This window comes from Streptomyces sp. NPDC021562 (genome assembly GCF_040640875.1).
Taxonomy (GTDB): domain Bacteria; phylum Actinomycetota; class Actinomycetes; order Streptomycetales; family Streptomycetaceae; genus Streptomyces.
Genome location: NZ_JBFACN010000002.1, coordinates 128,597 through 154,323, shown reverse-complemented (window position 1 = coordinate 154,323; position 25,727 = coordinate 128,597). Strand labels below are relative to the sequence as shown.

The following is a 25,727-nucleotide window of genomic DNA, read 5'->3' as shown; positions in this document are numbered from 1 at the left end:
ATCACGCAGTTGTTTTCCGTGGGAGGTTTGATCCACAAGCAAGTGCGGTTATCCACAGGGGAATTGGGGTCACTGTGGACAACCGCTGGGCGATTCGGGGGGTTTCGTCAAGAGCGGGCGCAGGCGCCGCGAGTGTGATCCGCGCCGCTCACAACTTCGGCTCCACCCTTGCCAGTCGGCGCGAGAACCGGGGTGCCCACCGCGACAGCGCCCGCATCCCCCGTGCCTCCGGGGTCACCGGCACCACCGCCCGGTCACGTGCCACCGCGTCCAGGATCGCCGAAGCCACCTTCTCCGGCGGGTAGTTCCGCATGCCGTACAGCCGTGCCGACCGCTGCTGCCGGCGCCGTTGCTCCGCCTCGTCGACCCCCGTGAAGCGGGCCGTCGACGTGATGTTCGTGTTGACGAAGCCCGGGCAGATCGCACTCACGCCGATGCGCCGGTCGGCGAGTTCCGCGCGCAGGCACTCCGAGAGCATGAGGACCGCCGCCTTGGACGTGCTGTAGGCCGGCAGGGCGCGGGAGGGCTGATAGGCGGCCGCGGAGGCGACGTTCACGATGTGACCGCCCTGCCCGCGTTCCGCCATCCGGGCCCCGAAGAGCCGGCAGCCGTGGATCACGCCCCACAGGTTCACGTCCAGGACCCGCCGCCAGTCCTCCGGTGTCGTCGTGAGGAAGGAGCCCGACAGCCCGACGCCCGCGTTGTTGACCAGCACGTCCAGTACGCCGTACGCGCGGTGCACCTTCTCCGCGAGCTTCTCCATCGCCTGCTCGTCGGAGACGTCGGCGGTCTCGGCCCAGGCGTCCGCCGCGCCGGCCAGCCGGGACAGCTCGGCGGTGCGGGCGGCTGCCTCCCCGTCCCGGTCCACCGCCACCACCCGCGCGCCCACCTCCGCGAAAGCCAGCGCCGTCGCCCGCCCGATACCGCTGCCCGCCCCCGTGACCAGCACCAGATGCCCCCCGAACCGCTGGGCGTGCGGATCCGAGCGCTCCGGCTGCCGCTCCGGGTCCTCCTCGACCGACAGCACGAACTCCTCGATCCAGGCGGACACCTGGTCCGGCCGGGTGCGCGGGATCCAGTGCTTGTCGGGCAGCGTGCGCCTGGTCAGCCGGGGCACCCAACGGTCCAGGTCGTCGTAGAGCCGCTCGGACAGGAACGCGTCGCCCAGGGGCGTGATCAGCTGCACGGGGGCGTGCGCGTACGCGTCCTCGCGAGGGTGGCGCAGCCGCGGCCGGACGTTGTCGCGGTACAGCCAGGCCCCGTGGGCCGCGTCGGAGCGCAGGGACGCGGTCGGGTAGTCGCCCGCGGGCAGCCGTTCGGCCCGCTGGAGCAGCTTCGGCCAGCTCCTGCCGAGGGGGCCTCGCCAGGCCAGTTCGGGGACGACCGGGGTGTGCAGCAGGTACACGTACCAGGACCTGGCGCCCTGGCCGAGGAGCTGGCCCACCCGGCGGGGCGTCGGACGCTTCACACGCGCGTCGATCCAGTGTCCGAAGTGGTCGAGGGACGGACCGGACATCGAGGTGAAGGAGGCGATCCGGCCCACGGTGCGCGCCACCGTGACGAACTCCCAGGACTGCACCGAGCCCCAGTCGTGGCCGACCAGGTGGACCGGGCGGTCCGGGCTGACCGCGTCGACGACCGCCAGGAAGTCGTCCGTGAGCTTGGCGAGGGTGAAACCGCCGCGCAGAGGTGCCGGGGCGGTGGAGCGGCCGTGGCCGCGGACGTCGTACAGGACGACGTGGAAGCGGGCGGCCAGCCGGGTCGCGACCTCGGACCACACCTCCTTGCTGTCCGGGTAGCCGTGGACGAGGACGACCGTCGGGGCCGACGGATCGCCCAGCTCCAGCACGCACAGGTCGACGCCGCCCGTACGCACCCGCCGTTCCCGCGCGTCTTCGATGCCCGTCACTTGTCCTCCGCCCAGCGCCGCGTGTGCCCGTGACACCCGTGAATGTGGCAGTTGTTAGAGGGATCGTCAACAGGGCGCCCGTGCGCTGGGGATAACTCTGGGTAGCTCTCAGGAAGGGGATCCCCTAGGGCGCCGTAATACTCGAGAGTGATGTGAAGACGGCTCTCGGGTCTGACGACCGGACGTGGTCCAGGTCACTACCTTCGACGTTGTGACTGTGATCGCGACCGAAAGCCTGAGCAAGCGGTTCCCCCGGGTGACCGCGCTCGACCGGCTCTCCGTGGACATCGGACCCGGTGTGACCGGACTCGTCGGAGCCAACGGCGCCGGCAAGTCCACCCTGATCAAGATCCTGCTGGGTCTGTCCCCCGCGACGGAGGGCCGCGCCGAGGTGCTCGGCCTGGACGTCGCGACCAAGGGCGCGGCCATCCGCGAGCGGGTGGGCTACATGCCGGAGCACGACTGCCTGCCGCCCGACGTCTCGGCCACCGAGTTCGTCGTGCACATGGCCCGGATGTCCGGCCTGCCGCCCACCGCCGCCCGCGAGCGCACCGCGGACACCCTGCGCCACGTCGGCCTCTACGAGGAGCGGTACCGCCCCATCGGCGGCTACTCGACCGGCATGAAGCAGCGCGTGAAACTCGCCCAGGCCCTCGTGCACGACCCGCAGCTGGTCTTCCTGGACGAGCCGACCAACGGCCTCGACCCGGTCGGCCGCGACGAGATGCTCGGCCTGATCCGCCGGATCCACACGGACTTCGGCATCTCGGTCCTGGTCACCTCGCACCTGCTCGGCGAGTTGGAGCGCACCTGCGACCACGTGGTCGTCGTGGACGGCGGCAAGCTGCTGCGCTCCAGCTCCACCACGGACTTCACGCAGACCACCACCACCCTCGCGATCGAGGTCACCGACAGCGACGAGCACCCCGACGGCACCCGCGCGGTGCGCGACGCGCTCACCGCGCGCGGGGTCGAGACGGACAACGAGGGCGCCGGCCTCCCCGGCGCCGGCCACATCCTGCTGCTCACCGCCCAGGGCGAGGAGACCTACGACCTGGTCCGGGACGTCGTCGCCGACCTGGGCCTCGGCCTGGTGCGCATGGAGCAGCGCAGACACCACATCTCCGAAGTGTTCACCAGCAGCGACGAGCAGCGGAAGGAGGCGACCGTCCATGGCGGTTGAGCAGCCCCTGGCCACCCCCGCGGGTGACCAGTCCCGTATCCACGACATCGGCTACCGCGGCTACGACGGCCCGCGCCTCGGCCGCGCCTACGCCCGCGTCTCCCTCTACTCGCAGACCCTGCGCGGCTCCTACGGCCTCGGCCGCTCGGTGAAGTCCAAGGTCCTGCCCATGCTGCTGTTCGCGGTGATGTGTGTGCCGGCGGCCATCATGGTCGCCGTCGCCGTCGCCACCAAGGCGCACGACCTGCCGGTGACCTACTCGCGGTACGCGATCATCATGCAGGCCGTGATCAGCCTGTACGTCGCCTCGCAGGCACCCCAGGCCGTCTCCCGCGACCTGCGCTTCAAGACCGTACCGCTGTACTTCTCGCGGCCCATCGAGACCGCCGACTACGTCCAGGCCAAGTTCGCGGCCCTCGCCTCCGCCATGTTCATCCTCACCGGCGCCCCGCTGGTCGTGCTGTACGTGGGCGCCCTGCTCGCCAAGATGGGCTTCGCCCACCAGACCAAGGAGTTCGGCCAGGGACTGCTCTCGGTGGCTCTGCTGTCCCTGCTGTTCGCCGGCATCGGCCTGGTCATCGCGTCGGTCACCCCGCGCCGCGGCTTCGGCATCGCCGCCGTGATCGCCGTACTGACCATCTCCTACGGCGCGGTCACCACCCTCCAGGCCATCGCCGACTCCCAGGGCAGCGCCGGCGCCGTCCCGTGGATCGGCCTGTTCTCCCCGGTCACCCTGATCGGCGGCCTGAGCACCGCCTTCCTCGGCGGCACGAACACCTTCCCGGGCAGCGACGGTCCCACTCACGCCCAGGGCGTGGTGTACCTGCTCGTCATCCTCGGTCTCGTCGCCGCGACCTACGGCCTGCTGCTGCGCCGCTACAAGAAGGTGGGACTGTGACCACACTCTCCATCGATCACGTCTCCCGCTGGTTCGGCAACGTGGTCGCCGTCAACGACATCACCATGACCATCGGCCCCGGGGTCACCGGCCTGCTCGGCCCGAACGGCGCGGGAAAGTCCACCCTCATCAACATGATGGGCGGCTTCCTCGCCCCCTCCACCGGCACGGTCACCCTCGACGGGCAGCAGGTCTGGCGCAACGAGGCGATCTACAAGCACATCGGCATCGTCCCCGAACGCGAGGCGATGTACGACTTCCTCACCGGCCGTGAATTCGTGGTCGCCAACGCCGAGTTGCACGGACTCGGCGCCAAGGCGGCCCAGCGGGCGCTCGCGACGGTCGAGATGGAGTACGCGCAGGACCGCAAGATCCAGACGTACTCCAAGGGCATGCGCCAGCGCGTGAAGATGGCGTCCGCCCTGGTCCACGACCCGTCCCTGCTCCTCCTCGACGAGCCCTTCAACGGCATGGACCCGCGCCAGCGCATGCAGCTGATGGACCTGCTGCGCAGGATGGGCGACGAGGGCCGGACGGTCCTGTTCTCCTCCCACATCCTCGAAGAGGTCGAACAGCTCGCCTGGCACATCGAGGTCGTGGTGGCCGGCCGGCACGCGGCCAGCGGCGACTTCCGCAAGATCCGCCGTCTGATGACCGACCGCCCGCACCGCTACCTGGTCCGCTCCAGCGACGACCGCGCGCTCGCGGCGGCGCTCATCGCGGACCCCTCCACCTCGGGCATCGAAGTGGACGTCACCGAGGGTGCGCTGCGCATCCAGGCCGTCGACTTCGGCCGTTTCACCGCGCTGCTGCCGAAGGTCGCCCGCGACCACGGCATCCGGCTGCTCACGGTCTCGCCGTCCGACGAGTCCCTCGAATCCGTGTTCTCGTATCTGGTCGCGGCGTAGGAGGCCGAAGATGTACGACCCCACAGTCGCCCGGCTCACCTACCGGGCCCTGCTCGGCCGTCGCCGGGCCCTCATCCTGGGCGCCCTGCCCCTGCTGCTGATCGTGATCTCCGTGGTGGTCCGCGGCCTCGCGGGCGCCGACGACCAGACGGCCGCCGACCTGCTCGGCGGCCTCGCCCTCGCGACCATGGTGCCGCTCATCGGCGTCATCGCGGGCACGGGCGCGATCGGCCCCGAGATCGACGACGGCTCGGTGGTGTACCTCCTGTCCAAGCCGATCAAAAGGCCGACGATCATCTTTACCAAGCTGATCGTGGCGATCGCCGTGACCATGGTGTTCTCGGCCCTGCCGACCCTGATCGCGGGCTTCGTCCTCAACGGCAACGGCCAGCAGATCGCCGTCGCCTACACGGTGGCCGCGCTGGTCGCCTCGATCGCCTACGCGGCGCTCTTCCTGCTGCTGGGCACGGTCTCCCGGCACGCGGTGGTCTTCGGACTCGTCTACGCCCTGGTCTGGGAGGCGCTGTTCGGCTCCCTCGTCCCGGGCGCGCGCACCCTGAGCGTCCAGCAGTGGTCCCTGGCGGTCGCCCACAAGGTGACCGGTGGTGACCTGGTCACGTCCGACGTGTCCTTGACCACGGCCACCGTGCTGCTGGTGGTGGTCACCGTGCTGGCGACCTGGTTCGCGGGCCAGAAGCTGCGCTCGCTGACGCTGGCGGGCGAGGAGTAGGCGGCCGGCCTCCTTACTGACGGGGGCTTCACCTGCCGCCGGGCAGACTGGGCAAAAGGGGGACGTTCTGTGGAGAGGGACGGGGATGGCTGAGGGCTTCAAGGGCGCCGACTGGGACGGCGTCGTCCTGGACGAGGACTTCATACGGTCGGCCGAGACCTCGGAGCCGTCCGCGCGGGCACGGATGCTTGCGGCGCGGTGGCGCGCGGAGAAGCCGGAGCCCCAGCCCTGGCGGTCGGACGAGCCACCGGCGGGGTGGTTCTTCAGCAAGGGGCGGCGCAGGTGGTGGCGCCGGTGAGGCGGTGGGGCGACCGCGCGTGGTGGACGCCCCTCGAATAATCACTGGCGGCCGACTCGGCCCGGCGGCACAGTGGGCGTGTCAGCCCACCGTCTGGGAGAGGAGCCGGACGATGTCCCTGCACGACAGTACGTCCCGCTCCCGGCAGGGCGGCCTTCGGCGGATCGCCGTGTAGCCGCCCGGGGCGGCCGCTTCGAGCACGCGATGGTCGCTCTCGCGTGGGCCGCCCACCCGGAGGATTGGCCGAGTGGAAAGGCACCGGCTTGCGCTGTGCTCCAGCAGACGCGAGTCGTGGTCGGGCCTGAGAGGCCCGCGCACGTTCGATCCGTGCATCCTCCGCGGAACCCGCAGGCCCGCTTCAGCCGAGCAGACGCTCCACGACCGCCGCGATGCCGTCCTCCTCGTTGGAGGACGTCACCTCGTCCGCCACCGCCTTCAGCTCCTGATGAGCGTTGGCCATGGCCACCCCGTGAGCCGCCCAGGCGAACATCGGAATGTCGTTCGGCATGTCGCCGAAGGCGATCGTGTCCGCCGCCTTCAGGCCGAGCCGGCGCGCGGCCAGCGACAGACCCGTCGCCTTCGACAGACCCAGCGGGAGCAGTTCCACGATCCCCGCGCCCGCCATGGCCACGCTCACGAAGCCGCCGGCCGCCTGGCGCGCGGCCTCGGCCAGTTCGTCGTCGGAGAGGTCGGGATGCTGTATGTAGATCTTGTTCAGCGGTGCCGACCACAGGTCCGCGGCGTCCGTGAAGGGGGTCGACGGAAGGTGACCCGTCACGGCGTACCCCGGCCCCACCAGCACGTCACCGTCGAGTCCGTCCCGGCTCGCCGCCAGGTGGAGCGGGCCGACCTCGGCCTCGATCTTCGCCAGCGCGACCCCGGCCAGCTGACGGTCCAGCGTCACGGACGTCAGCAGGCGGTGCGACCCGGCGTCGTACACCTGCGCGCCCTGGCCGCAGACGGCGAGGCCGTCGTAGCCGAGGTCGTCGAGGATGTGCCGGGTCCAGGGGACCGCGCGGCCGGTGACGACGATGTGCGCGGCGCCCGCCGCGGTGGCCGCGGCGAGCGCTTCACGGGTGCGCCGGGAGATCGACTCGTCGGAGCGCAGCAGCGTCCCGTCGAGATCGGTGGCGATGAGCCCGTAGGGGAACGAGGTCACCGGGTCACCGGCTCCAGGACCTCCCGGCCGCCCAGGTACGGGCGCAGTACCTCGGGCACGCGCACGGAGCCGTCGGCCAGCTGGTGGTTCTCCAGGATCGCCACGATCGTGCGCGGGACGGCGCACAGCGTCCCGTTGAGCGTCGCGAGCGGCTGCACCTTCTTGCCGTCGCGCATCCGGACGGACAGCCGGCGGGCCTGGAAGCTGTCGCAGTTGGAGGCCGACGTCAGCTCGCGGTACTTGCCCTGGGTGGGGATCCACGCCTCGCAGTCGTACTTGCGGGACGCCGACGCGCCGAGGTCGCCCGAGGCCACGTCGATGACCTGGAAGGGCAGTTCGAGGCCGGTCAGCCACTGCTTCTCCCAGTCCAGGAGCCGCTTGTGCTCGTTCTCCGCGTCCTCGGGGGCGACGTAGGAGAACATCTCGACCTTGTCGAACTGGTGCACGCGGAAGATGCCGCGGGTGTCCTTGCCGTACGTGCCCGCCTCGCGGCGGAAGCAGGGCGAGAAGCCCGCGTAGCGCAGCGGCAGCCGGTCGGCGTCGAGGATCTCGTCCATGTGGTACGCGGCGAGCGGTACCTCGGAGGTGCCGACCAGGTAGTAGTCGTCCTTCTCCAGGTGGTACACGTTCTCGGCGGCCTGGCCGAGGAAGCCGGTGCCCTCCATGGCGCGCGGACGGACCAGCGCCGGGGTCAGCATCGGGGTGAACCCGGCCTCGGTGGCCTGCGCGATCGCCGCGTTGACCAGGGCCAGCTCGAGCAGGGCGCCGACACCGGTCAGGTAGTAGAAGCGCGAGCCGGACACCTTGGCGCCGCGTTCGACGTCGATGGCGCCCAGCGCCTCGCCGAGCTCCAGGTGGTCCTTGGGCTCGAAGCCCTCGGCGCCGAAGTCGCGGATGGTGCCGTGCGTCTCCAGGACGACGAAGTCCTCCTCGCCGCCGACCGGGACGTCGGGGTGCACGAGGTTGCCCAGCTGCAGCGCGAGACGCTTGGTCTCCTCTTCGGCCTCGTGCTGCTCGGCGTCGGCGGCCTTGACGTCGGCGGCGAGCTGACTCGCCTTCTGCAGCAGCTCGGCCTTCTCGTCGCCGGAGGCCTTGGGGATGAGCTTGCCGAGCGTCTTCTGTTCGTTGCGCAGCTCGTCGAAGCGGACGCCGGACGACCTGCGCCGCTCGTCGGCAGACAGGAGGGAGTCGACGAGCGCGACGTCCTCTCCACGGGCGCGCTGGGACGCGCGCACACGGTCGGGGTCCTCACGGAGCAGGCGAAGGTCAATCACGGAGTCAAGGCTACCGGTGTGGGGTTGCCCCCCACGACTCACTATTCCCACGTGTTCCGATTCACGGCTTACGTTCCGTTATGAGCGAATTGCCGATCGTGTCAATAAAAAGTGTCTCACTCCCTGGGACGGGGCATGTCTCCGGCCCTCGGTTGACTCGAAATCCTTGCGGAGAGCGGGACTTGGGGGCCGGGTTGTCCACAGGTATCCACGCCCCGGTGAGAGTTATCCACAGGGTGTGTGGAAGGGGTGTGGACTTCGAAATCGATCACTCTGCAAGCGTCGCGCGGAGAGAGGAATTCCCTTCCCAAACCAGGACAACACCCACTTTCGAGTGGAAAGGCGTCGCTCCAGAAGATGAACCAAGGGAAACGAGTGGACGAAGGGTGATGCGGGCGAGTGAGGTCCTGCCGACGGGTCGTAGGCCGATTTGTCGACAGGGTCATGCACCTCTGTCGACTTGTCCCCAGGTCGAGAAGAGTGCCTGTGGATAACTTCTGTGGATAACGAAGATACGAGAGTGTGACTGGCCGTACGACTGGCTAGAAGCGGCCGTCCTGGCAGCGTGCCACCCAGTCCGAAGCCGCCATGAACTCCGCGTCGGAAGTCCCCGGCAGCGTCGGCCCCGCGGCCTCGCCGGGACGGATGTCCGCCCGCGGATACGAGCCCAGGAACCGCACCTGGCGGCAGATCCGCTTCAGCCCCATCAGGGCCTCCGCCACCCGCCGGTCGGAGATGTGGCCCTCGGCGTCGATGCAGAAGCAGTAGTTGCCGATGCCGGCACCGGTCGGCCGGGACTGCAGGAGCATCAGGTTGATGCCCCGGGTGGCGAACTCGCCGAGCAGGTCACGCAGCCCGCCGGGATGGTCCTCGTTCTGCCAGAGGACGATCGAGGTCTTGTCCGCGCCGGTCGGGGCCGCCGGCCGGGCCGGACGGCCGACGAGGACGAACCGGGTCTGCGCGTTCTCCGCGTCGTGGATCCCGGTCTCCAGGGCCTCCAGGTGGTACCGCTCGGCCGCGAACTCCCCGGCGAACGCGGCGTCGTAGCGGCCCTCCTGGACGAGCCGGGCGCCGTCCGCGTTCGACGCGGCGGACTCCCAGAGGGCTTCGGGGAGGTGGGCGCGCAGCCAGTTGCGCACCTGCGGCTGGGCGACCGGATGCGCGGTCACCGTCTTGATCTCGGAGAGCTTGGTGCCCGGCCGGACCAGCAGCGCGAAGGTGATCGACAGCAGCACCTCGCGGTAGATCATCAGCGGCTCACCCGCGACCAGCTCGTCGAGGGTCGTAGTGACCCCGCCCTCGACGGAGTTCTCGATCGGCACGAAGGCGGCCTCGGCCTCGCCGTTCCTGACGGCGTCCAGCGCGGACTGCACGGAGACGTACGGGACGAGCTCCCGGGTGGCGGACTCCGGAAGCGTGCGCAGGGCGACTTCGGTGAAGGTGCCTTCGGGACCGAGATACGCATAGCTCGCTGGCATGTCCCTCACCCTAATGGGCGCAGCGACGCCTGGCCGACCTGTCTCACCGGAACCACTCGACCGGGTGGTTTGAAACCCGAGAGGGCCCGTGTCACCCCTCCAGCAGTCGCTGCCCCACGTACTCCCCGTCGCCCGCCCCGCCCGGCACCGCGAACAGCCCGCTCGCCTCGTGCCGGATGTACTGCGACAGGGCGTCCCCGCGGTCCAGCTTCCGCTGCAGCGGCACGAAGCCGCGCAGCGGATCCGCCTGCCAGCAGACGAAGAGCAGCCCCGCGTCGGGCGTCCCGTCCGCGTCGATGCCGTCGTGGTACGAGAACGGGCGCCGCAGGATGGCCGCGCCGCCGTTCTGGTCGGGCCGGGTGATCCGGGCGTGGGCGTTGACCGGGACCACGTACTCGCCGTCGGCCCTGGCCTTCTCCAGGTCCATGGCCGTCGTCTCGGTCCCCCCGGACAGCGGCGCCCCGTTCGACTTCTTCCGCCCGATCACGTTCTCCTGGGCCGCGAGCGACAACTTCTCCCAGTCGTCGAGAAGCATGCGGATCCGTCGTACGACGGCATAGGAACCGTTCGCCATCCATGCGGGCTCGCCCGACGAGGGCACGAAGATCCGCTGGTCGAAGTCGGCGTCGGTCGGCTTCGGATTGCGGGTGCCGTCCAGCTGGCCCATGAGGTTGCGGGCCGTCATGGGGTGGGCGGTGGCGCCCGGGGTGCGGTTGAAGCCGTTCATCTGCCAGCGCACCCTGGCCGCGCTGCCGGCGTCCTTCTGGATCGCGCGCAGGGCGTGGAAGGCGACCAGCGCGTCGTCGGCGCCGATCTGCACCCACAGGTCGCCGTTGCTGCGCGCCTTGTCGAGGTGGTCGGAGGAGAAGTCGGGGAGCGGGTCCAGGGCGGACGGCCGCTGCTTCTCCAGCCCGGTACGGGCGAAGAACGTGTTGCCGAAGCCGAAGGTGATCGTCAGCGACGAGGGACCCGCGTCCCTGGCCACGTCCGTGTCGTCGTGGGCCGTCGGCTCGCCCGCCATCAGCCGGGCGGCCGTCGCCGACCAGCGGCGCAGCAGCGCGGCGGCCTCGGTGCGGCCCGCGCCCGCCGCCAGGTCGAAGGCGATCAGATGACCACGCGCCTGGAGGCTCTCGGTGATGCCCGGCTGATGTTTCCCGTGAAACATCGCGCGGCCGGAGCCCACCGAGCTGAGCGGGGTGGCCCGGGCGGGCGCGGCGGCGTAGCCGACGCCCGCGCCCGCCGCGCCGAGCGCGAGCCCGGTGGCCCCGGCGGTGCCGAGCAGCGCGCGCCGGCTGACGCCGCCGGCCGGGGGCGTCGACGGGGTCTCGCCGGTGGCCGGTGTACGAAGGGACTGGGACTGTTCAGCCATGGTGCGGTTCAGCCGATCTGCGCGTGCTTGGAGACGGTCACCTGGTCGATGTCGGAGGTCCGCACGGTCACGGAGACGGTCCAGTCGCCGGCCATGGGGATCTGCACTGCGTTGGCGGACCAGTGCCCGGTGGTGACGTGGTCGGGTGCCACGGGAAGCGGCCCGATCTTCTTGGCGGCGAGGGTGAAGGAGACCTTCACCTCGGGGACGTCGAAGGCCCGCCCGTTGGGCCGCTGGACGTAGACGTGCATCTCGTTGCTGCCCACCGTCGCGGGGTCGAGGTCGACGCGGACGACGCCCTTGCCGTCCTTGCCGCCGGTGTCGAAGGACATGTCGAGGGTCAGCGCGCCACCGGACGAGGAGTCCGACGACGAGGACGAGGAGGAGGACGCGGCGGCGGCCTTGGCGTCCAGTTCGGTGCGGCCGGGCTCGGTCTGGGTCAGCACGGTGGTGACGGCGAGCAGGACGACGGCGACCCCGGCCTCCGCGAGGACCGAACGGCGCAGGCCGAAGCGGTCCGGGTCGGCGTCGCGGACGCGCTTTTGCCGGGCGGCGTCCTTGGCGGCCTGCTGCCGGGCCAGTTGGGCGGCGCGCTCCGGGTCGTCGGCGCCGGAGGCGGCTTTTCCGGCGGGCACGTCCTCGGAGCTCCCCGAGGCACGGGCGCCGAAGGCCTTCTTCGTGGCGGCGGACGCCTTGACCGTCTCCTTCTTCTCCTCGGCGGCCGACTGCTCCTCGGCTGCGGCCTCCCGGCCGCTCGGCCTCCGGGCCTCCGCGACCGCCGGGTCCGCCAGCCGTCCCGTCCAGCGCCGTGAGACGGAGGCGATGCCGACGAGCAGCGCCACGAGACCGATCTTGACCAGCAGCAGTTCTCCGTACGTGGTGTCGGTGAACGCCGACCAGGAGCCCAGCTGGCGCCAGGACTGGTAGATGCCGGTGCCCACCAGCGCCAGCACGCTCGCGAAGGCGACCCGGGAGAAACGCCGTACGGCCGCGGACTCGACCGGTGCCTCGGCGGGCGCCCGGTACAGGGCGACCAGCAGGGCGGTGAGGCCGCCCAGCCAGGTGGCCACGGCGAGCAGGTGGATCACGTCGACCGGCATCGCGATGCCCGGCTGGAGTCCGGTGGAGGCGTGCTCGGCCATGGCCCAGCTCGCCGCGAGCCCGGCGGCCACCACGGTCCCGCCGACGGCGAGCCCGAAGGTCAGGTCGCGCTTCTCGGTGCCCTCCTCGCGCTTGTCGTAGGCCCCGAAGAGCACGGCGATGAACAGCGCGGCGGCCGCCAGCAGCAGCAGCCGGGAGACCAGGGCCGCGCCGGGCTTGGTGCCCAGGACCTGGCCGAGCAGGTTGAGGTCGACGATGTCGCCGACGCTGCCGGAGGTGGTGTACGAGCCGCGCAGCAGCAGCAGCCACAGGGTGGCCGCGGTCAGCGTCAGCCAGCCGCCGACGACGAGCCGCTGCAGGGCCCGTACCCCGGAGCCGCGCTGCCAGCAGGCGAGCACGAAGGCGGCGCCGCCGACGAGCACGATGTACCCGGCGTACGACAGGTAGCGCCCGAAGCCGTAGAGCCAGCCGACGACTCCGCCGCCTGCGCCCTGGTTCCCGACCGAGGCGACGGTCTTGGAGGGCGCCCCGACCGAGAAGGTGTAGGCGCCGGCGACGGGGTGGCTGTCCGCGGAGACGACCTGCCAGGCGACGGTGTACGTGCCCTTGCCCAGGCCGCTCTTGAGCTGGACCCCGTAGGTGGTCGCGGACAGGTTGTCCGGCTTGCCGGTGTCCACCCGCTTGCCCCGGGGGTCGAGGACCCGGATCGAGTCGCTGTTCGTCGAGACGTTCTCGGAGAACGTGAGCGAGACCTGGTCGGGTGCCTCCGGGACCACCACCCCCTGGGCGGGGTCGCTGCCGGTCAGCGCGGCGTGCGCGGAGGCCGGCCCGGCGCCCGCCAGCAGCGCGCCGGTGACGGCGAGGAACAGCAGCACCAGGGTGCGCAGGCGGGGGGTGATGGTCCGCGTCAAGGTCGGTCCTCCCTCAGTGTCCGGTCGACGGGTTGTACGTGGCGGACTTCACCGGCATCTCGACGGTGAGCGGACCGGATTCGGCGAACTTGAGTCTCAACGTGATCGTGTCGCCCTGCTCCGGGCGGCGCTTCAGCTTCTCGAACATCAGATGGTTGCCACCGCTTTTGAACACGAGTTGACCGTGGGCGGGCACCTTGAAGGAGCCGACCTCCTGCATCGCGCCGCCGGCGGTCTCGTGCATGGTGATCTCACCCGCGGCGTCGCTGGTGACGGAGGTCAGCTCGTCGTTCGTGTCGCCCTTGTTGGTGATCGTCAGGAACCCGGCGGCCATGTCGGCGGAGACCGGCTGGGGCATGTAGGAGGCGCCGACGGACAGCACTGCCCCCGAGGAGCCCGAGGCACCCGAGCCGCCGCAGCCCACGAGGACCAGGGCGCCCGCGAGGGCCGCACCGGTCGCGGCCACGCCGGTCAGGGCGAGCCGCCGCCCGGTCAGGACCGGACGGCCCGTGGTCCGCGCCGGACGCCTCACGGGTTCTCTCCCTTGATCAGCTTGGGGAGGTCCTTGGTGTAGTCGTCGACGGTGGCGTTCTCGCCGTACAGGACGTAACCGCCGTCGGTCTTCGGCGAGAACGCGATGACCTGGGTGCCGTGCACCGAGACGACCTTGCCGGTCTTCTTGTCCTTGTGGGTCGGCTCGATGGAGATGCCGAGGGTGCGGGCACCGGCCTGGATGGTGGCGAAGTCGCCGGTCAGGCCGACGAAGGCGGGGTCGATGCCCTTCAGCCACTTGCCCAGTTCGGACGGGGTGTCGCGGGCCGGGTCGGTGGTGACGAACACGACCCGCAGTTTCGCCTGGTCGGCCTTGGACAGCGCCTTCTTGGCGACCGCGAGGTTGTTCATGGTCAGCGGGCAGACGTCGGGGCAGTGCGTGTAGCCGAAGTAGACCAGCGTGGGCCGGCCCTTGGTCTCGGCGCGCAGGTCGTACTTCTTGCCCTGGGTGTCGGTGAGCACCAGGTCCGGCTTCTCGAACGGCTGGTCCAGGATGGTCGCGGCCTTGTTCGAGGTGTCCCCGGCGACCACGGTGGCGGGTGACTTGGCGTCGTCGCCGCTGCCGCAGGCGGAGAGGGTCAGGGTGGCGGCGGCGAGCAGGGCGGCCGCGGCGAACGTCTTCTTGCGCATAGAGAAATGTCCCAGATGTGAGAGATCCGGCACGCACCGGGGTCGGACGGGGCAGCGGAACACCGACAGCCTCGCACGACCCCCTGTACGCGATACGGAAGGGCGCTCAGGCCTCGGAGCCCGTGGACCGGCGGCGTCCGGCGGCGACGCCGTAGGCGACCCCGGCGGCGCCGACGACGATGCCGACGACTCCGAGGACGCGGGCGGTGGTGTCACTGCCGCCGGACGAACCGGAGTCGTCGGAGGCCGTGGTCCCGGTCTTGGCGGAGGTCTCCGCGGCGGTGTCCTCGGCGGCCGCGGTGCCGTGGTGGTCGCCGGTGGCGGCGGACAGCGCGAGGACCGGGGCCGGGTTCTCCGGCTCCTCCTGGCCCTTCTGCTGGACCTCGATCCAGCGGACGACCTCCTTGTCGGAGTACGTCTGGAGCGCCTTGAAGACCAGTTCGTCGGTGTTCTCGGGCAGGGCGCCCACGGAGAGCGGGAACTTCTGGAAGAAGCCCGGCTGGACGCCCTTGCCGTCGGAGGCGGTCCAGGTGACCTTGGTGACCGCCTCGCTGATCTTCTCGCCGTGCATCTCCAGCGGCTTGGCCAGCTTGGACTTGGTGACGTCGATCCCCCAGCCGGCCATCGGCTGGGCCAGCACCGACGCGATCGGGTGGTCGGCGGGGAAGTTGACCTCGACCTTGGTGGTCGAGGCGTCGTCGCGCTCGTTCGGGACCTTGAAGTCGATGACCGCGTAACCGCCCTTGGCGGCGGTGCCCTCGGGCTGCACGCTGACGTGCGCGAACGCGGGCGAGGAGACGGCGAGTACGGCCGTACCCGCGACGGCGGTGACGGCGGCGATACGAGAAGCCTTCATGGCGGGGAGCACTCCACTCTGAGTGAGTTCTGTCGGTGGGGGTGCGCGCACCGTTTCGTCCGCCGTCGGTGGCGCACCACAGGCGGCCGTCGGCGATCGGGGGAAGCGCGCACGCGCGTGCCGCACGACGACGGCCGGCCCCTCCGGACGAACCCCGGGGGAGTGCTCTGGTCGTGTCGTGTCAGGCGGCGAGCTCGAATGCGGCGGCCGCCGGCGGCCCGCGCCGGAGCAGGGAGTGCTGGAGCGTGACGGTGTGCGGGGCGGGCGGTTCGTCCCAGCCCGCGCCGCGACCGCCCCGCACGAGCGCCTCGGGCCCGGCGACGAGCCCGGCGCACAGTGCGCACGCCAGAGCGAGCGCACCGCGCAGGGAACGTACGAGCGCGCCCTCCGTGACCCCGTGCGCCGACAGCTCGAGCAGTCGCAGCAGCGCCAGGTCGCCCCGCCGCAGCAGCCACCCGGCCACGACGGCCGCGAGCAGGTGTCCGAGCAGCATCGGCACGGAGGGCAGCAGGGAAGCGGAGGATCCGGTGGCGTCCGACGCGTGTGCCATCGCGCTCATGTCCATGGCCGGGCCGGAGGTGCCGGGAACCGGTCCGGAGACGCCGAGATGCGCCGCGGAGAGGATCTTGTACGCGTGGGTGGGGCTGAGCTGTGCCGCTCCCGCCCCGCACAGCAGCTCGGCCGCCCGCTGGACCAGCGCCGCGTCGTCCGCGGGCGTCGCGGAGCCGGAGGGCATCGCGGAGCCGGCGGCCATCGCCGTACCGCCGTGCTGGCCGAGCCCGAACAGCGTGTGCAGCACGCTCTGCAGGACCGCCAGCAGGACGACGGTCCCCGGCAGCGAGCGGGCCCGCCCGGTCAGCGGTGCGACGAGCGCCATGGTGCTCAGGAAGCCCACTCCGAGCGTCCACAGCGGAACGGTCGCGCAGGAGGCCATGGTGTGCCCCGCCGCGGCCAGCATGACGCAGAGCGCGGCGAACACCGCGGCCCGCAGGAGCCGCAGTCCGCTTCCGGAGCGCGCGACGCGCGGGCGGGGGGCAGTCATGGCGGCCTCATCATCGCACTGGACCCGTTCCCCCTTGACGGCAGGTCCGGAAGATTCCGTTACGGCCGGAGACGCCGGAAGGCCCCGCAGGAGCCGCCCGGCGCCGGAAGCGGAAGGCGGCCGGCCGGGCGGTGGGCGGCTCGCCGACGGGGAAGGAGAGGAAGAAGCGGAAGATCTTTTTGTGCCGAACCAGCCGCTCATACACCGAAACCTCCCCCGGCGCATCCCCCGGATGGGCGTTCTCACATGAACGGAGTGCTTACACGCGCGCACAGCTGGCAATAGGTAACGGTATGTCGAGCCGCGGCCGGGAGGCTGGAGCATGAGCATCTGGTGGTCACTCCATCTGCGGCGTGAGGCCGCGAGCGTGCCGCTCGCCCGCCGGCTGCTGATCGGCACCATGGAAACGGCGGGCGTCGACCCGGACATCTCCTACGACCTCTCCGTCGCCCTCAGCGAGGCCTGCGCGAACGCCGTCGAGCACGGCGGCGCCGGCCGCCCCTCGGAGGCGTACCGGGTGACCGCCTACCTGGACGGCGAGAAGTGCCGTATCGAGGTGGCCGATTCGGGACCGGGGGTCGGCCCCGGGTTCGCCCGCACCCAGGACATAAGGCCCGCCCGTCCCGACGCCGAGCACGGCCGGGGGCTCTGTCTCATCAGAGAACTCGCCGATCACGTCCACATCGGCAGCAAACCGGGCCGCAGCGGCACGGTGGTCAGCTTCGACAAGATCCTCAAGTGGAAGAAAGATCCTTCCCTGCTTTCGGCATGACTCTCGCTCCCGGATAACCCGCGCGCTAGGGTGCGCGCATGATTCTCAGTAAGATCAAAGAAAGCCTCATCCTGCCCGACGTCATATTGCGGCCCATTGCTCCCGGTGACGCGAAAGCACTGTGCTCCGCGTACGCCGTCAACCGCAGTCACCTCGCACCCTGGGAACCGGTCAGACCCGAGTCCTTCTTCACCGTCGTCGGTCAGACCGAACGCATCGATGGCCTGCTGAAACAGGCCGCGGACGGGGTGATGCTGCCGCTGCTCATGGAGTCGGTCCGCACCGGTGGGATCGTCGGTGCGATCACTCTTTCCGGAATTACCCTCGGTCCTTTCTGCAGCTCCTACGTCGGCTATTGGGTGGCCGGTGACCAACAGGGCCGCGGGCTGGCCACCGCCGCGCTCGAACGGGTCTGTGAGATCGCCGAGAAGGTCGTCGGACTCCATCGGATCGAGGCGTCCACCCTCATCGACAACACGACGTCACAACGCGTGCTGAAGAAATGCGGATTCGAGACGATCGGTGATGCTCCGCAGTATCTCCACATCAATGGAGAATGGCGGGACAGCCGGCTCTTCCAGCGGATCCTGCACCACCACGACCCGGCTCTGTGACGGGTGCTTCCCGGGCGTTCACAGGTCCCTGCCAGCTCTCGCCCATGCCCCTGACAAACCGCGTTCCTAGCTTCGTCGGCCATGACGGGAAACCACAAAGACAGGTCGATCACCCGCCGTCGCGCCCTCGTGGTGTCCGGCGGCACGGTGGCGGCCGGCGGCCTCGCGGTCGCCGGCTTCCAGTCGGCCTTCGCCGACACCGCCGACGCGGACGCCACGGCCTCCGCGAGTTCCACCAGCAGTGAGTGCCTGACGCTGATGAGCAGCGTCACGGAAGGCCCGTACTACCTCGATGGTGCCCTGGTGCGCAAGGACATCACCGAGGGCAAGGCAGGCGTCCCGCTGACCCTCCGCCTGACCGTCGTGGACGCCACCGACGGCTGCACCCCCGTCAAGGGCGCGGCGGTCGAGATCTGGCACTGCGACGCCTGGGGCTACTACTCCGGTTACACCACCGCCAACCCCGGCGGCTCCGCCCCGGCGGAGAGCGAGGAGGGCGACTCCGCCAACGACCAGACGTACCTGCGCGGTTACCAGATCGCGGGCGCCAACGGGGTCGTCAGGTTCGAGACGATCTTCCCCGGCTGGTACACCCCGCGCACCTGCCACATCCACGTGAAGGTGCACACCGGCGGCGCGAAGGAGGACGGCACGTACGAAGGCGGCACGGTCAACTACACCGGTCAGCTGTTCTTCGCCGACGACATCGCCGAGGAGATCTTCACGCTCGATCCCTACGCGAAGCACACCGGCAGTTACACCGTCCTCGCCGACGACATGGTGTACGACGGCGGCGGCGCCGCCAGCGGTCTGCTGACCCTGAAGGCGGTGCACAAGAAGGATCCGTCGAAGGGCTACAAGGGTTCCCTGACCCTGGCCATCGACCCCGACGCGGAGAACACCGGCGCCGGCAGCGGTGGTGGCGGGACGCCTCCGAGCGGTGCCCCGAGCGACGCGCCCACGGGCACCCCGCCGAGCGGCGCCCCGACCGACAGCGCCTCCCCCTCGGCCTCCGCCTCCGCCTAGGGGAAGGGACGTGACACGTCGCGAGGACGACGCGCTGGCGCTGGCCGCCGTGACCGCGCTCACCGGTCAGCTGGCGCTGGCCCCCAAGCCGGGGCTGCCCGACCCGCGTGACCTGGACACCCGCAGCAGGCGCCGGGAGCACGACAGGCTGCGCTGGTCCGCCAGGGCGCTCGGGCCCGGCCTCGCGGCGATGGCCGCCTCCGCCCGCCGCACGGGCACGCCCACGCCGGTGCTGCGGGCGGAACTCGGCGCGATCGGCCGGTGCACCGAGCACTCGGTCGGCCTGGCCGGCGGCGGCCACAAGGGCGCGCTGTGGGCGCTCGGTCTCCTGGTCGCCGCGGCCGCCCTGGATCCCCGGGCCAGGGTCCGGGAGATCGCCGCGACGGCGCGCAGGATCGCCGCGTTCAACGACAAGGGCGCCCCCAAGCGCCCCTCACGGGGTTCGACGATCTCCGCGAAGTACGGCGTGCCCGGCGCCAGGGGCGAGGCCAGGGCCGGGTTCCCGCACGTCCGGCGCGCGGTGGAGGCCCTGGCGACGGCCCGCAGGGCGGGCGCCACCGAGAACGAGGCCCGCCTGGACGCCCTGCTCACCGTGATGTCCACGCTCCAGGACACCGAACTCCTCCACACCGCGGGCCCGCCGGGCCTGCGCCAGGTCCAGGCGGGCGCGCGGAAAGTGCTGGAGGTGGGCGGCACGGCGACGGCGGCGGGTGCGGAGGCACTGCGCACCCTGGACGCGGACCTGCACGAGAAGGGCTGGAGCCCGAGGGGCAGCGCGGGCCTGCTGGCCGGAGCGTTGTTCCTGGACGCCTTGCCTTCTCTGTGACGCCACACACCCCGCGGACCGACGAACGGCCGGGCACCTCTCGGTACCCGGCCGTTCAGCGCACACGTCAGCCGTTGAGCGAAGCCATCCACGCCTCGACCTCGTCCGACCGCCGGGGCAGCCCCGCGGACAGGTTCCGGTTCCCGTCCTGCGTGACCAGGATGTCGTCCTCGATCCGGACCCCGATCCCCCGGTACTCCTCCGGCACGGTGAGGTCGTCGGCCTGGAAGTACAGCCCCGGCTCGACGGTCAGCACCATTCCCGGCTCCAGGACGCCCTCCACGTACGTCTCGGTGCGCGCGGCGGCGCAGTCGTGGACGTCGAGGCCGAGCATGTGCCCGGTGCCGTGCAGCGTCCACCTGCGCTGCAGCCCGAGCTCCAGGACCCGCTCCACCGGCCCTTCCACGAGCCCCCACTCGACGAGCCGCTCGGCCAGCACCCGCTGCGCGGCATCGTGGAAGTCGCGGTACTTGGCGCCCGGCTGCACCGCCGCGATCCCGGCCTCCTGCGCGTCGTACACGGCGTCGTAGATCTTCTTCTGGAGCTCGCTGTACGTGCCGTTGACCGGAAGCGTGCGCGTGACGTCGGCGGTGTACAGGCTGTGCGTCTCGACGCCCGCGTCCAGGAGGAGCAGGTCGCCGGAGCGCACCGGGCCGTCGTTGCGGACCCAGTGCAGGGTGCAGGCGTGCGGGCCGGCCGCGCAGATGGAGCCGTAGCCGATGTCGTTGCCCTCCACGCGTGCGCGCAGGAAGAACGTGCCCTCGATGTAGCGCTCGGAGGTGGCCTCGGCCTTGTCGAGGACCTTCACGACGTCCTCGAAGCCGCGCACGGTCGAGTCGACGGCCTTCTGCAGCTCGCCGATCTCCCATTCGTCCTTGACCAGGCGGGCCTCGGAGAGGAAGACGCGCAGTTCCTCGTCGCGCTCGGCGGTGACCTTGTCGGTCAGCGCCTCCTCGATGCCGGCGTCGTGGCCGCGTACGACCCGGACCGGGCCGGTGGCCTCGCGCAGCTTGTCGGCGAGTTCGCGTACGTCGGCGGCCGGGATGCCGTAGAGCACCTCGGACTCGGTCAGGGAGTGGCGGCGGCCCACCCACAGCTCGCCCTGGCCGGAGAGCCAGAACTCACCGTTCTCCCGGTCGGAGCGGGGCAGCAGGTAGAGGGTGGCCACATGGCCGTCGTCCTTCGGCTCCAGGACGAGTACGCCGTCCTCCGTCTGGTTGCCGGTGAGGTAGACGTATTCGACCGACGCCCGGAACGGGTAGTCCGTGTCGTTCGAACGGGTCTTCAGGTTGCCGGCCGGGATCACCAGGCGCTCGCCGGGGAAGCGGGAGGACAGCTCCGCGCGGCGGCGGGCGGTGTGCGCGGCCTGCTCCACCGGGGTCAGGTCACGCAGCTCCGTGTCGGCCCAGCCGGACTTCATGTTCTCGGCGAGCTCGTCGGACACGCCCGGGTACAGGCCGTTCTTGCGCTGCTTGATCGGCTCTTCGCTCTCTTCCGGGGTCTCCGGGGTGAGCTCGTCGGCCACGTCATCCTCCTCGACACTGCTGCGGATGCCGTCCATCGTACGTTCGCACCGAACGGCGTCCCATGGTCGCAGGACTCCTTGGCGAGGCGGGCTGCCACGCGGTCTCCCGGCGAGGCGGGTTCCCGGCCTTTCGGCCGGTCAGTCGAAGCGGGCTGCCAGCAGTACGACGTCCTCCTGGCTGTCGGCCGTGTCCAGTCCGTCGGGCAGCACCGTGCGCAGCACGTGGTCGGCGATCGCCCCGGGGTCGTGGCGCAGCGCCCGGGGGACGCTCGCGGCGGCCGTGTGCAGACGGGCGAAGGCGCGGTCCATGGGGTCGCCGGTGCGGTGCAGCAGCCCGTCGGTGTACAGCAGAACCGTCTCGCCCGCCTCCGCCTGGATCTCCACGCTCGGCGCCTCCCAGCAGGCGAGCATCCCGAGCGGCGCGGAGACCGAGGTCTCCGCGAACACGGTGCGGTGCGCGCCGATCAGCAGCGGCGGACTGTGCCCGGCGCCGGCCAGGGTGACCTTGCGCAGCGCGGGTTCGCAGTATGCGAACAGGGCGGTGGCGGAACGGGCCGGCTCGGTCAGCCTGAGCAGCAGTTCGAGGTCGGAGAGGACCGCGACCGGGTCCTCGCCCTCCATCACGGCGTACGCCCGCAAGGAAGCCCGCAGCCGCCCCATCGCGGCGACCGCGCTCGGTCCGGAGCCGGTCACCGAGCCGACCGCGAGACCGAGGGCGGCGTCCGGCAGCGGCAGCGCGTCGTACCAGTCGCCGCCGCCGCGCGGGCCGGTGCGGTGCCGGGCGGCGAGCTGGACGCCGGTCACGCGGGGCAGCCGGGAGGGGAGCAGTTCCTCGGCGATGGTCGCCATGCACGCGCGCGTGCGCGCCACCTCCAGCAGCCGGGCCAGGTGTTCGGCCGCATGGCGCACGTACAGACCGACCAGGTGACGCCGGCGCTCGTGCGGTTCGGCCGGCTCGTCGTAGAACCAGACGACCGCTCCGAGACGGGTGCCGGCGGCGGTGGTGAGGGGGAGCGCGTAGCTGGCGGCGTAGCCGAGGCGGAGGGCGACCTCGCGGTGGCGTGGGTCGAGACCGTCCTCGGCGAACAGGTCGGAGTGCACGATCTCGGCGGTGGTGCCGGTGTCGTAGGGCAGCGCCCCGCGCGGGACGGTCTCCAGGTGGCCGAGGTCGGCGCGGCCGAGCCCGAGGCCGATCGTGGTGTGCGGGCCGGGAGCGTCGGCGGGCTCCAGCGCTACGAGACCGCGCCGGGCGCCCACGAGGGCGGCACCGGCGCGCAGCAGTTCCTGGAGGGCGGTCTCGGGACCGTCGGTCCGGGCGAACCGCTCGGTCAGTTCGTGGAGGGTGGTGAGGTCGGAGACCCAGCCGGCCAGCCGGTCCTGGAGGAGGGTGCCGGGCGCCGGGGCCGCGGGGGCCTTCGGGACGGGTGGTGCGCCCGGGGCGGGGGGAATCGGCGCGACAGTCTGGGTGGGCGCGGGAACCGTTGAATCGATTCCAGCCACTTTCGGAGGATGCGGGGCGCTCATCGTGTCCGGCTCTCAGACCCGTGCGTACTGCTCAAAAGCATCGCAAACCCCCATGTCTTTCTGCGCCGCTAGCAGTGTCTCCACATGTACACGCACTCGTAAGGAGATGTCCAGCATTGTCCTGCTGGGATCTCTGGTGTCCGTGAGACCTTGTGAGGGTGTCTCCCGGAGCCTTGCACAAAAGCAAAGTTGGCTTAAAACTGACTCGGGTAACGGTTCATTGCGGTCGACTGGCCTTGCTCCACGGAGCGTCACAGCGGTCGTGATGGGTACGTACTCGGTGAAGGCCAGGGGTGGTTGGGGAGCACCCGGAACCTGGCGACGGACCCGGGCGTCTTAACCACCGACGACCGTGCCCCATCCTCCCGTGGCGGAGGCGGAGAGAAACACCCGGAACGGCAAAACGCCAGACTTCGCCACCCCCGCGCCGTGTCCGTGGTTTTGATAGAGGCAGTACGGGACGCGGGTGCGGCCCCCGCTCGACCCCCTGGGGTTCCCCTTGCCCGGCGCAAGGGTGTGATGCGCCAACAGGTACGCACAGTGAAGTGATCGACACATGGTGTGATGTGGTCCTCGGTGTTGCCAGCGGTGCAACGGAAAGGAACGAGCGCTCATGCGCGAGATCCTCAAAAGGCGACGCAGGCTCCTGTCCAAGCGCAATGACAAGGGGTCTGAGTTTCTCGGCGCGGCCCTGACCTTCGCGACGCAATGGCAGTGGCCCGTACTTCCCGGTGTGGCCCCGGACCCGCAGGGCCGGGCACGCTGCGGCTGCCCCGACCCGGAGTGCACGGTGCCCGGCGCGCACCCCTTCGACCCGGGCCTGCTCGCCGCCACCACCGACGAGCGCATGGTCCGCTGGTGGTGGGGCAACCGGCCGACGGCCCCGATCGTCCTCGCCACCGGCGCCTCCGGCGGGCACGCGCCCTGCGCGGTCAGCCTGCCGGCCCTCGCCGCCTCCCGCGCGCTCACCCTGCTCGACCGCCGCGGCATGCGGCTCGGTCCGGTGGTCGCGGCGCCCACCCGCTGGGCGCTGCTCGTCAAGCCGTACTCGATGGAGCAGTTGGGCGAACTGCTGTACGCCAAGGACTTCGTCCCCGGCTCGCTCCGCTTCCACGGCGAGGGCGGCTATCTCGCCCTGCCGCCCTCCGAGACCGGCCAGGGGGCCATCCGCTGGGAGCGCGCTCCGCTGCCCGGCTCGGCCAACCCCTGGGTGCCCGATGTGGAGGCCGTGGTGGACGCCGTGGTCGACGCCCTCACTCGTACGGGTGTGAGCGCGCCCGAGTTGTAGGGATGTCGGGCGTGCGCGCACGGCTTGTCCCGCTGTGGTCGTTATCTTCCGCTACATGAACGTACGTCTGCTCGCCCTGGTGGGTGTCGCGGTGTGCGCGGTCGCGCTGCCGCTGACCGTGGCGTCCGCAGGGCAGGTGGGCGACGCCGCCGTACGCCCGGCCGACCGGCGCGACGACGCGAAGCTGCCGGTGCCCGCCCGCTCCCCCCTGGTGCTCGGTCTCGGCCTGGCCACCGCCGCCCGCTGCGGCCCGGAACTGACCTCCCCCGACGGTGTCGAGGCGCAGACCTGTGTGATGACCCAGGGTGCGGACACCTGGGCGCGCACCTACTACCGCAACGCGACCGGGGCGGACCTGGAGGCCGTGCTGAGCCTGATGGGGCCGCGCGGCCGCACCGTGCAGACGCACTGCACCGCGGGCGCCGACGACGAGCCCGCGACCTGTGAGACGCCCCGGGAGCACACCCGCGGCGCGCCGGTCGACTACACGGCCGTCTCGGAGTTCGCGGCGCGGGACGGCGACGGGTCGCTGCTGCTGCGCTCCGCGAGCAACTCCACGGACGACCCCGGTGCCCCGACCGGTGCCAACTCCGGTGCGTCAAGCGGAAGTTGACGTTTGGCTGCGCTCCGTACACCGGACGCGGGCATGAAAAGGCCCGGTTGCTGGCGACGGGGGATGCACCAGCAACCGGGCTACTGAGACGGTAACAAGAGATCGGCGGTTCGCAAATTCGATCTCGGCTATTCGGACACGTAATTGCTTGCCACGTCCGGGAGTTGTGACAGGAGTCACCGGGTGCTACGCACCTGGCGTGGCTGACCGGCCGGTCAGCCACGCCAGCCGTGCGCGCCGCCCGTCAGCTGAGCGTGACCTGCCGGTTGGTCAGTCCGCCGCGGGCCCGCCGCTCGTCCGCCGTGAGCGGCTCCGTCGAGGCCAGAGCGGTCGTGAGCCGCTCGGCGAACTCCGCGGCCGGCTTCTCCACGTCCGCCGCGCCGACCCCGCTCGGCAGGTCCCAGACCGGCACGGTGAGACCGTGGGCACGGAAGGAACCGACCAGCCGGGTGCCCTCGCCGAGGTTCGACGTGCCCGCCGCGTGCAGGCGCGCGAGAGCGTCCAGAAGCTGCTCCTCGGGGTACGGCATGACCCAGCGCAGGTGGTTCTTCTCGGGCGTCTCGCACCAGTAGGCGCTGTCGACGCCGGTCAGCTTCACGGTCGGGATGGCCGCCGCGTTGGCCCGCTCCAGGGAGGCGGTCACGTCCGGGGTGGCGTTCTCGGCGTCCGGCACCCAGAACTCGAAGCCCTCGTGCACAACTGGCTCGAAGGCGCCCTCGGGGTCGAGCAGGTCCTGCAGCCGGGGGCCGTCGGCGGGCGCCCGCCGGCCCTGCACCGGGGTGCCCGGCTCGGCGGCCAGGGCGCGCAGCAGGATGTCGGCGAGATCGCGGCTGATGTCGCCCGACGCCGTGTCGTTCTGCAGGCCGAGCAGGACCGAACCGTCGTCGCGGCGCAGCGCCGGCCAGGCCATCGGCAGCACGGTCGCGAGGGTGACCGACGGGACGCCCTCGGGCAGGCCGTCCTTCAGGGTCAGTTCGACGGTGGCGGCGGGGACCAGCTCGCGCAGCGCCACCCAGTCGCCCTCGCCCGGCAGCCCCTCGAACGGGCGGTGCACCAGCTCGGTCGCCGCGTGCGCGGCCGCCCGGCCGTGGCACGCCTTGTAGCGGCGGCCGCTGCCGCAGGGGCAGGGTTCGCGGGCGCCGACGACCGGGATCTCACTGTCGCTGAGCTGCGGCCGCGTGGCCTTCGTCTGGGGTCGCTTCTTGGCCATCTGGCTGTCTCCCGGTTACGGCTCGTCTCGT

General features: G+C 71.2%; 24 protein-coding genes and 1 tRNA gene. 12 read left to right on the top strand and 13 right to left on the bottom strand.

What is annotated here, in order from left to right:
• Positions 1 to 148: 148 nt before the first annotated feature.
• Positions 149 to 1,909 (bottom strand): SDR family oxidoreductase, encoded by a 1,761-nt coding sequence (locus tag AB0G52_RS03130; RefSeq protein WP_361333180.1) that lies wholly within the window; start codon positions 1,907 to 1,909, stop codon positions 149 to 151.
• Between the two features lie 217 nt (positions 1,910 to 2,126).
• Between AB0G52_RS03130 and AB0G52_RS03125 the strand changes: the two genes are divergently transcribed.
• The 6 genes from AB0G52_RS03125 to AB0G52_RS03100 all read left to right on the top strand — a co-directional run bounded on the left by AB0G52_RS03125 (position 2,127) and on the right by AB0G52_RS03100 (position 6,265).
• The gene (locus tag AB0G52_RS03125) at positions 2,127 to 3,092 is read left to right on the top strand and encodes an ABC transporter ATP-binding protein (protein ID WP_132888583.1); all 966 of its coding nucleotides are present in this window, start codon (positions 2,127 to 2,129) and stop codon (positions 3,090 to 3,092) included.
• Entirely contained in the window at positions 3,082 to 3,990 is a 909-nt protein-coding gene (locus AB0G52_RS03120) for an ABC transporter permease (RefSeq protein WP_361333176.1), read from the top strand. The genes AB0G52_RS03125 and AB0G52_RS03120 overlap by 11 nt, the downstream gene beginning before the upstream one ends.
• Positions 3,987 to 4,898, top strand: coding sequence for an ABC transporter ATP-binding protein (locus AB0G52_RS03115; RefSeq protein WP_046727556.1), 912 nt, complete (start codon positions 3,987 to 3,989; stop codon positions 4,896 to 4,898). Before AB0G52_RS03120 ends, AB0G52_RS03115 begins: the two co-directional genes overlap by 4 nt.
• 10 nt (positions 4,899 to 4,908) lie before the next feature.
• Complete coding sequence (locus AB0G52_RS03110) at positions 4,909 to 5,628, top strand: ABC transporter permease (protein WP_132888287.1); 720 nt, start codon at positions 4,909 to 4,911, stop codon at positions 5,626 to 5,628.
• 85 nt (positions 5,629 to 5,713) lie between these two features.
• Complete coding sequence (locus tag AB0G52_RS03105; protein WP_132888286.1) at positions 5,714 to 5,926, top strand: hypothetical protein; 213 nt, start codon at positions 5,714 to 5,716, stop codon at positions 5,924 to 5,926.
• Between the two features lie 233 nt (positions 5,927 to 6,159).
• Positions 6,160 to 6,265 (top strand) — tRNA-OTHER (locus AB0G52_RS03100).
• Positions 6,266 to 6,284: 19 nt separating this feature from the next.
• Here the strand turns inward: AB0G52_RS03100 and AB0G52_RS03095 are convergent.
• The 9 genes from AB0G52_RS03095 to AB0G52_RS03055 all read right to left on the bottom strand — a co-directional run bounded on the left by AB0G52_RS03095 (position 6,285) and on the right by AB0G52_RS03055 (position 16,298).
• On the bottom strand, positions 6,285 to 7,085 hold the full coding sequence (locus AB0G52_RS03095) for a Cof-type HAD-IIB family hydrolase (RefSeq protein ID WP_360561118.1): 801 nt from the start codon (positions 7,083 to 7,085) through the stop codon (positions 6,285 to 6,287).
• The gene (serS, locus tag AB0G52_RS03090) at positions 7,082 to 8,359 is read right to left on the bottom strand and encodes a serine--tRNA ligase (protein WP_361333172.1); all 1,278 of its coding nucleotides are present in this window, start codon (positions 8,357 to 8,359) and stop codon (positions 7,082 to 7,084) included. Before serS ends, AB0G52_RS03095 begins: the two co-directional genes overlap by 4 nt.
• Positions 8,360 to 8,901: 542 nt before the next feature.
• On the bottom strand, positions 8,902 to 9,837 hold the full coding sequence (gene pheA, locus AB0G52_RS03085; protein ID WP_132888283.1) for a prephenate dehydratase: 936 nt from the start codon (positions 9,835 to 9,837) through the stop codon (positions 8,902 to 8,904).
• Positions 9,838 to 9,928: 91 nt separating this feature from the next.
• Positions 9,929 to 11,206 carry an iron uptake transporter deferrochelatase/peroxidase subunit gene (efeB, locus tag AB0G52_RS03080; RefSeq protein ID WP_132888282.1) on the bottom strand — a complete coding sequence of 426 codons (1,278 nt, stop codon included), beginning with the start codon at positions 11,204 to 11,206 and terminating at the stop codon, positions 9,929 to 9,931.
• 8 nt (positions 11,207 to 11,214) lie between these two features.
• The gene (locus AB0G52_RS03075; RefSeq protein ID WP_132888281.1) at positions 11,215 to 13,218 is read right to left on the bottom strand and encodes a copper resistance protein CopC; all 2,004 of its coding nucleotides are present in this window, start codon (positions 13,216 to 13,218) and stop codon (positions 11,215 to 11,217) included.
• Between the two features lie 13 nt (positions 13,219 to 13,231).
• Entirely contained in the window at positions 13,232 to 13,693 is a 462-nt protein-coding gene (locus AB0G52_RS03070) for a copper chaperone PCu(A)C (protein WP_361333685.1), read from the bottom strand.
• A 53-nt stretch (positions 13,694 to 13,746) separates the two neighbouring features.
• Positions 13,747 to 14,400, bottom strand: a complete 654-nt coding sequence (locus AB0G52_RS03065; RefSeq protein WP_132888280.1) for an SCO family protein — start codon at positions 14,398 to 14,400, stop codon at positions 13,747 to 13,749.
• A 106-nt stretch (positions 14,401 to 14,506) separates the two neighbouring features.
• The gene (locus AB0G52_RS03060) at positions 14,507 to 15,256 is read right to left on the bottom strand and encodes a YcnI family protein (RefSeq protein WP_361333167.1); all 750 of its coding nucleotides are present in this window, start codon (positions 15,254 to 15,256) and stop codon (positions 14,507 to 14,509) included.
• 181 nt (positions 15,257 to 15,437) lie between these two features.
• Entirely contained in the window at positions 15,438 to 16,298 is an 861-nt protein-coding gene (locus tag AB0G52_RS03055; protein WP_132888278.1) for a hypothetical protein, read from the bottom strand.
• 322 nt (positions 16,299 to 16,620) lie between these two features.
• Between AB0G52_RS03055 and AB0G52_RS03050 the strand changes: the two genes are divergently transcribed.
• The 4 genes from AB0G52_RS03050 to AB0G52_RS03035 all read left to right on the top strand — a co-directional run bounded on the left by AB0G52_RS03050 (position 16,621) and on the right by AB0G52_RS03035 (position 19,536).
• Entirely contained in the window at positions 16,621 to 17,070 is a 450-nt protein-coding gene (locus tag AB0G52_RS03050; RefSeq protein WP_132888277.1) for an ATP-binding protein, read from the top strand.
• Between the two features lie 38 nt (positions 17,071 to 17,108).
• Positions 17,109 to 17,684 carry a GNAT family protein gene (locus tag AB0G52_RS03045; protein ID WP_361333163.1) on the top strand — a complete coding sequence of 192 codons (576 nt, stop codon included), beginning with the start codon at positions 17,109 to 17,111 and terminating at the stop codon, positions 17,682 to 17,684.
• Between the two features lie 81 nt (positions 17,685 to 17,765).
• Positions 17,766 to 18,710 (top strand): intradiol ring-cleavage dioxygenase, encoded by a 945-nt coding sequence (locus AB0G52_RS03040; protein ID WP_132888275.1) that lies wholly within the window; start codon positions 17,766 to 17,768, stop codon positions 18,708 to 18,710.
• A gap of 10 nt (positions 18,711 to 18,720) precedes the next feature.
• Positions 18,721 to 19,536 carry a triphosphoribosyl-dephospho-CoA synthase gene (locus AB0G52_RS03035; RefSeq protein ID WP_361333160.1) on the top strand — a complete coding sequence of 272 codons (816 nt, stop codon included), beginning with the start codon at positions 18,721 to 18,723 and terminating at the stop codon, positions 19,534 to 19,536.
• 67 nt (positions 19,537 to 19,603) lie between these two features.
• Here the strand turns inward: AB0G52_RS03035 and AB0G52_RS03030 are convergent, their stop codons facing one another.
• Positions 19,604 to 21,061 carry an aminopeptidase P family protein gene (locus AB0G52_RS03030; RefSeq protein ID WP_361333157.1) on the bottom strand — a complete coding sequence of 486 codons (1,458 nt, stop codon included), beginning with the start codon at positions 21,059 to 21,061 and terminating at the stop codon, positions 19,604 to 19,606.
• 138 nt (positions 21,062 to 21,199) lie between these two features.
• Positions 21,200 to 22,585: a PP2C family protein-serine/threonine phosphatase gene (locus AB0G52_RS03025; protein WP_361333154.1), complete on the bottom strand. Its 1,386-nt coding sequence runs from the start codon at positions 22,583 to 22,585 to the stop codon at positions 21,200 to 21,202.
• Between the two features lie 613 nt (positions 22,586 to 23,198).
• Here AB0G52_RS03025 and AB0G52_RS03020 point away from each other — a divergent pair.
• Together AB0G52_RS03020 and AB0G52_RS03015 are read left to right on the top strand one after the other, a co-directional pair.
• Positions 23,199 to 23,873, top strand: a complete 675-nt coding sequence (locus AB0G52_RS03020) for a bifunctional DNA primase/polymerase (RefSeq protein WP_132888271.1) — start codon at positions 23,199 to 23,201, stop codon at positions 23,871 to 23,873.
• A gap of 55 nt (positions 23,874 to 23,928) precedes the next feature.
• Positions 23,929 to 24,486: a hypothetical protein gene (locus AB0G52_RS03015; protein ID WP_361333151.1), complete on the top strand. Its 558-nt coding sequence runs from the start codon at positions 23,929 to 23,931 to the stop codon at positions 24,484 to 24,486.
• 244 nt (positions 24,487 to 24,730) lie between these two features.
• Here the strand turns inward: AB0G52_RS03015 and AB0G52_RS03010 are convergent, their stop codons facing one another.
• Positions 24,731 to 25,696, bottom strand: a complete 966-nt coding sequence (locus AB0G52_RS03010; RefSeq protein WP_132888269.1) for an SEC-C domain-containing protein — start codon at positions 25,694 to 25,696, stop codon at positions 24,731 to 24,733.
• Between the last annotated feature and the right edge of the window lie 31 nt (positions 25,697 to 25,727).

What these genes read in the sequence shown, in the direction of transcription:
- AB0G52_RS03120 (WP_361333176.1), top strand. Translation starts at nt 3,082, where the DNA reads ATGGCGGTTGAGCAGCCCCTGGCCACCCCCGCGGGTGACCAGTCCCGT.
- AB0G52_RS03110 (WP_132888287.1), top strand. Translation starts at nt 4,909, where the DNA reads ATGTACGACCCCACAGTCGCCCGGCTCACCTACCGGGCCCTGCTCGGC.
- AB0G52_RS03105 (WP_132888286.1), top strand. Translation starts at nt 5,714, where the DNA reads ATGGCTGAGGGCTTCAAGGGCGCCGACTGGGACGGCGTCGTCCTGGAC.
- pheA (WP_132888283.1), bottom strand. Translation starts at nt 9,837, where the DNA reads ATGCCAGCGAGCTATGCGTATCTCGGTCCCGAAGGCACCTTCACCGAA.
- efeB (WP_132888282.1), bottom strand. Translation starts at nt 11,206, where the DNA reads ATGGCTGAACAGTCCCAGTCCCTTCGTACACCGGCCACCGGCGAGACC.
- AB0G52_RS03065 (WP_132888280.1), bottom strand. Translation starts at nt 14,400, where the DNA reads ATGCGCAAGAAGACGTTCGCCGCGGCCGCCCTGCTCGCCGCCGCCACC.
- AB0G52_RS03060 (WP_361333167.1), bottom strand. Translation starts at nt 15,256, where the DNA reads ATGAAGGCTTCTCGTATCGCCGCCGTCACCGCCGTCGCGGGTACGGCC.
- AB0G52_RS03055 (WP_132888278.1), bottom strand. Translation starts at nt 16,298, where the DNA reads ATGACTGCCCCCCGCCCGCGCGTCGCGCGCTCCGGAAGCGGACTGCGG.
- AB0G52_RS03050 (WP_132888277.1), top strand. Translation starts at nt 16,621, where the DNA reads ATGAGCATCTGGTGGTCACTCCATCTGCGGCGTGAGGCCGCGAGCGTG.
- AB0G52_RS03045 (WP_361333163.1), top strand. Translation starts at nt 17,109, where the DNA reads ATGATTCTCAGTAAGATCAAAGAAAGCCTCATCCTGCCCGACGTCATA.
- AB0G52_RS03040 (WP_132888275.1), top strand. Translation starts at nt 17,766, where the DNA reads ATGACGGGAAACCACAAAGACAGGTCGATCACCCGCCGTCGCGCCCTC.
- AB0G52_RS03025 (WP_361333154.1), bottom strand. Translation starts at nt 22,585, where the DNA reads ATGAGCGCCCCGCATCCTCCGAAAGTGGCTGGAATCGATTCAACGGTT.
- AB0G52_RS03020 (WP_132888271.1), top strand. Translation starts at nt 23,199, where the DNA reads ATGCGCGAGATCCTCAAAAGGCGACGCAGGCTCCTGTCCAAGCGCAAT.
- AB0G52_RS03015 (WP_361333151.1), top strand. Translation starts at nt 23,929, where the DNA reads ATGAACGTACGTCTGCTCGCCCTGGTGGGTGTCGCGGTGTGCGCGGTC.
- AB0G52_RS03010 (WP_132888269.1), bottom strand. Translation starts at nt 25,696, where the DNA reads ATGGCCAAGAAGCGACCCCAGACGAAGGCCACGCGGCCGCAGCTCAGC.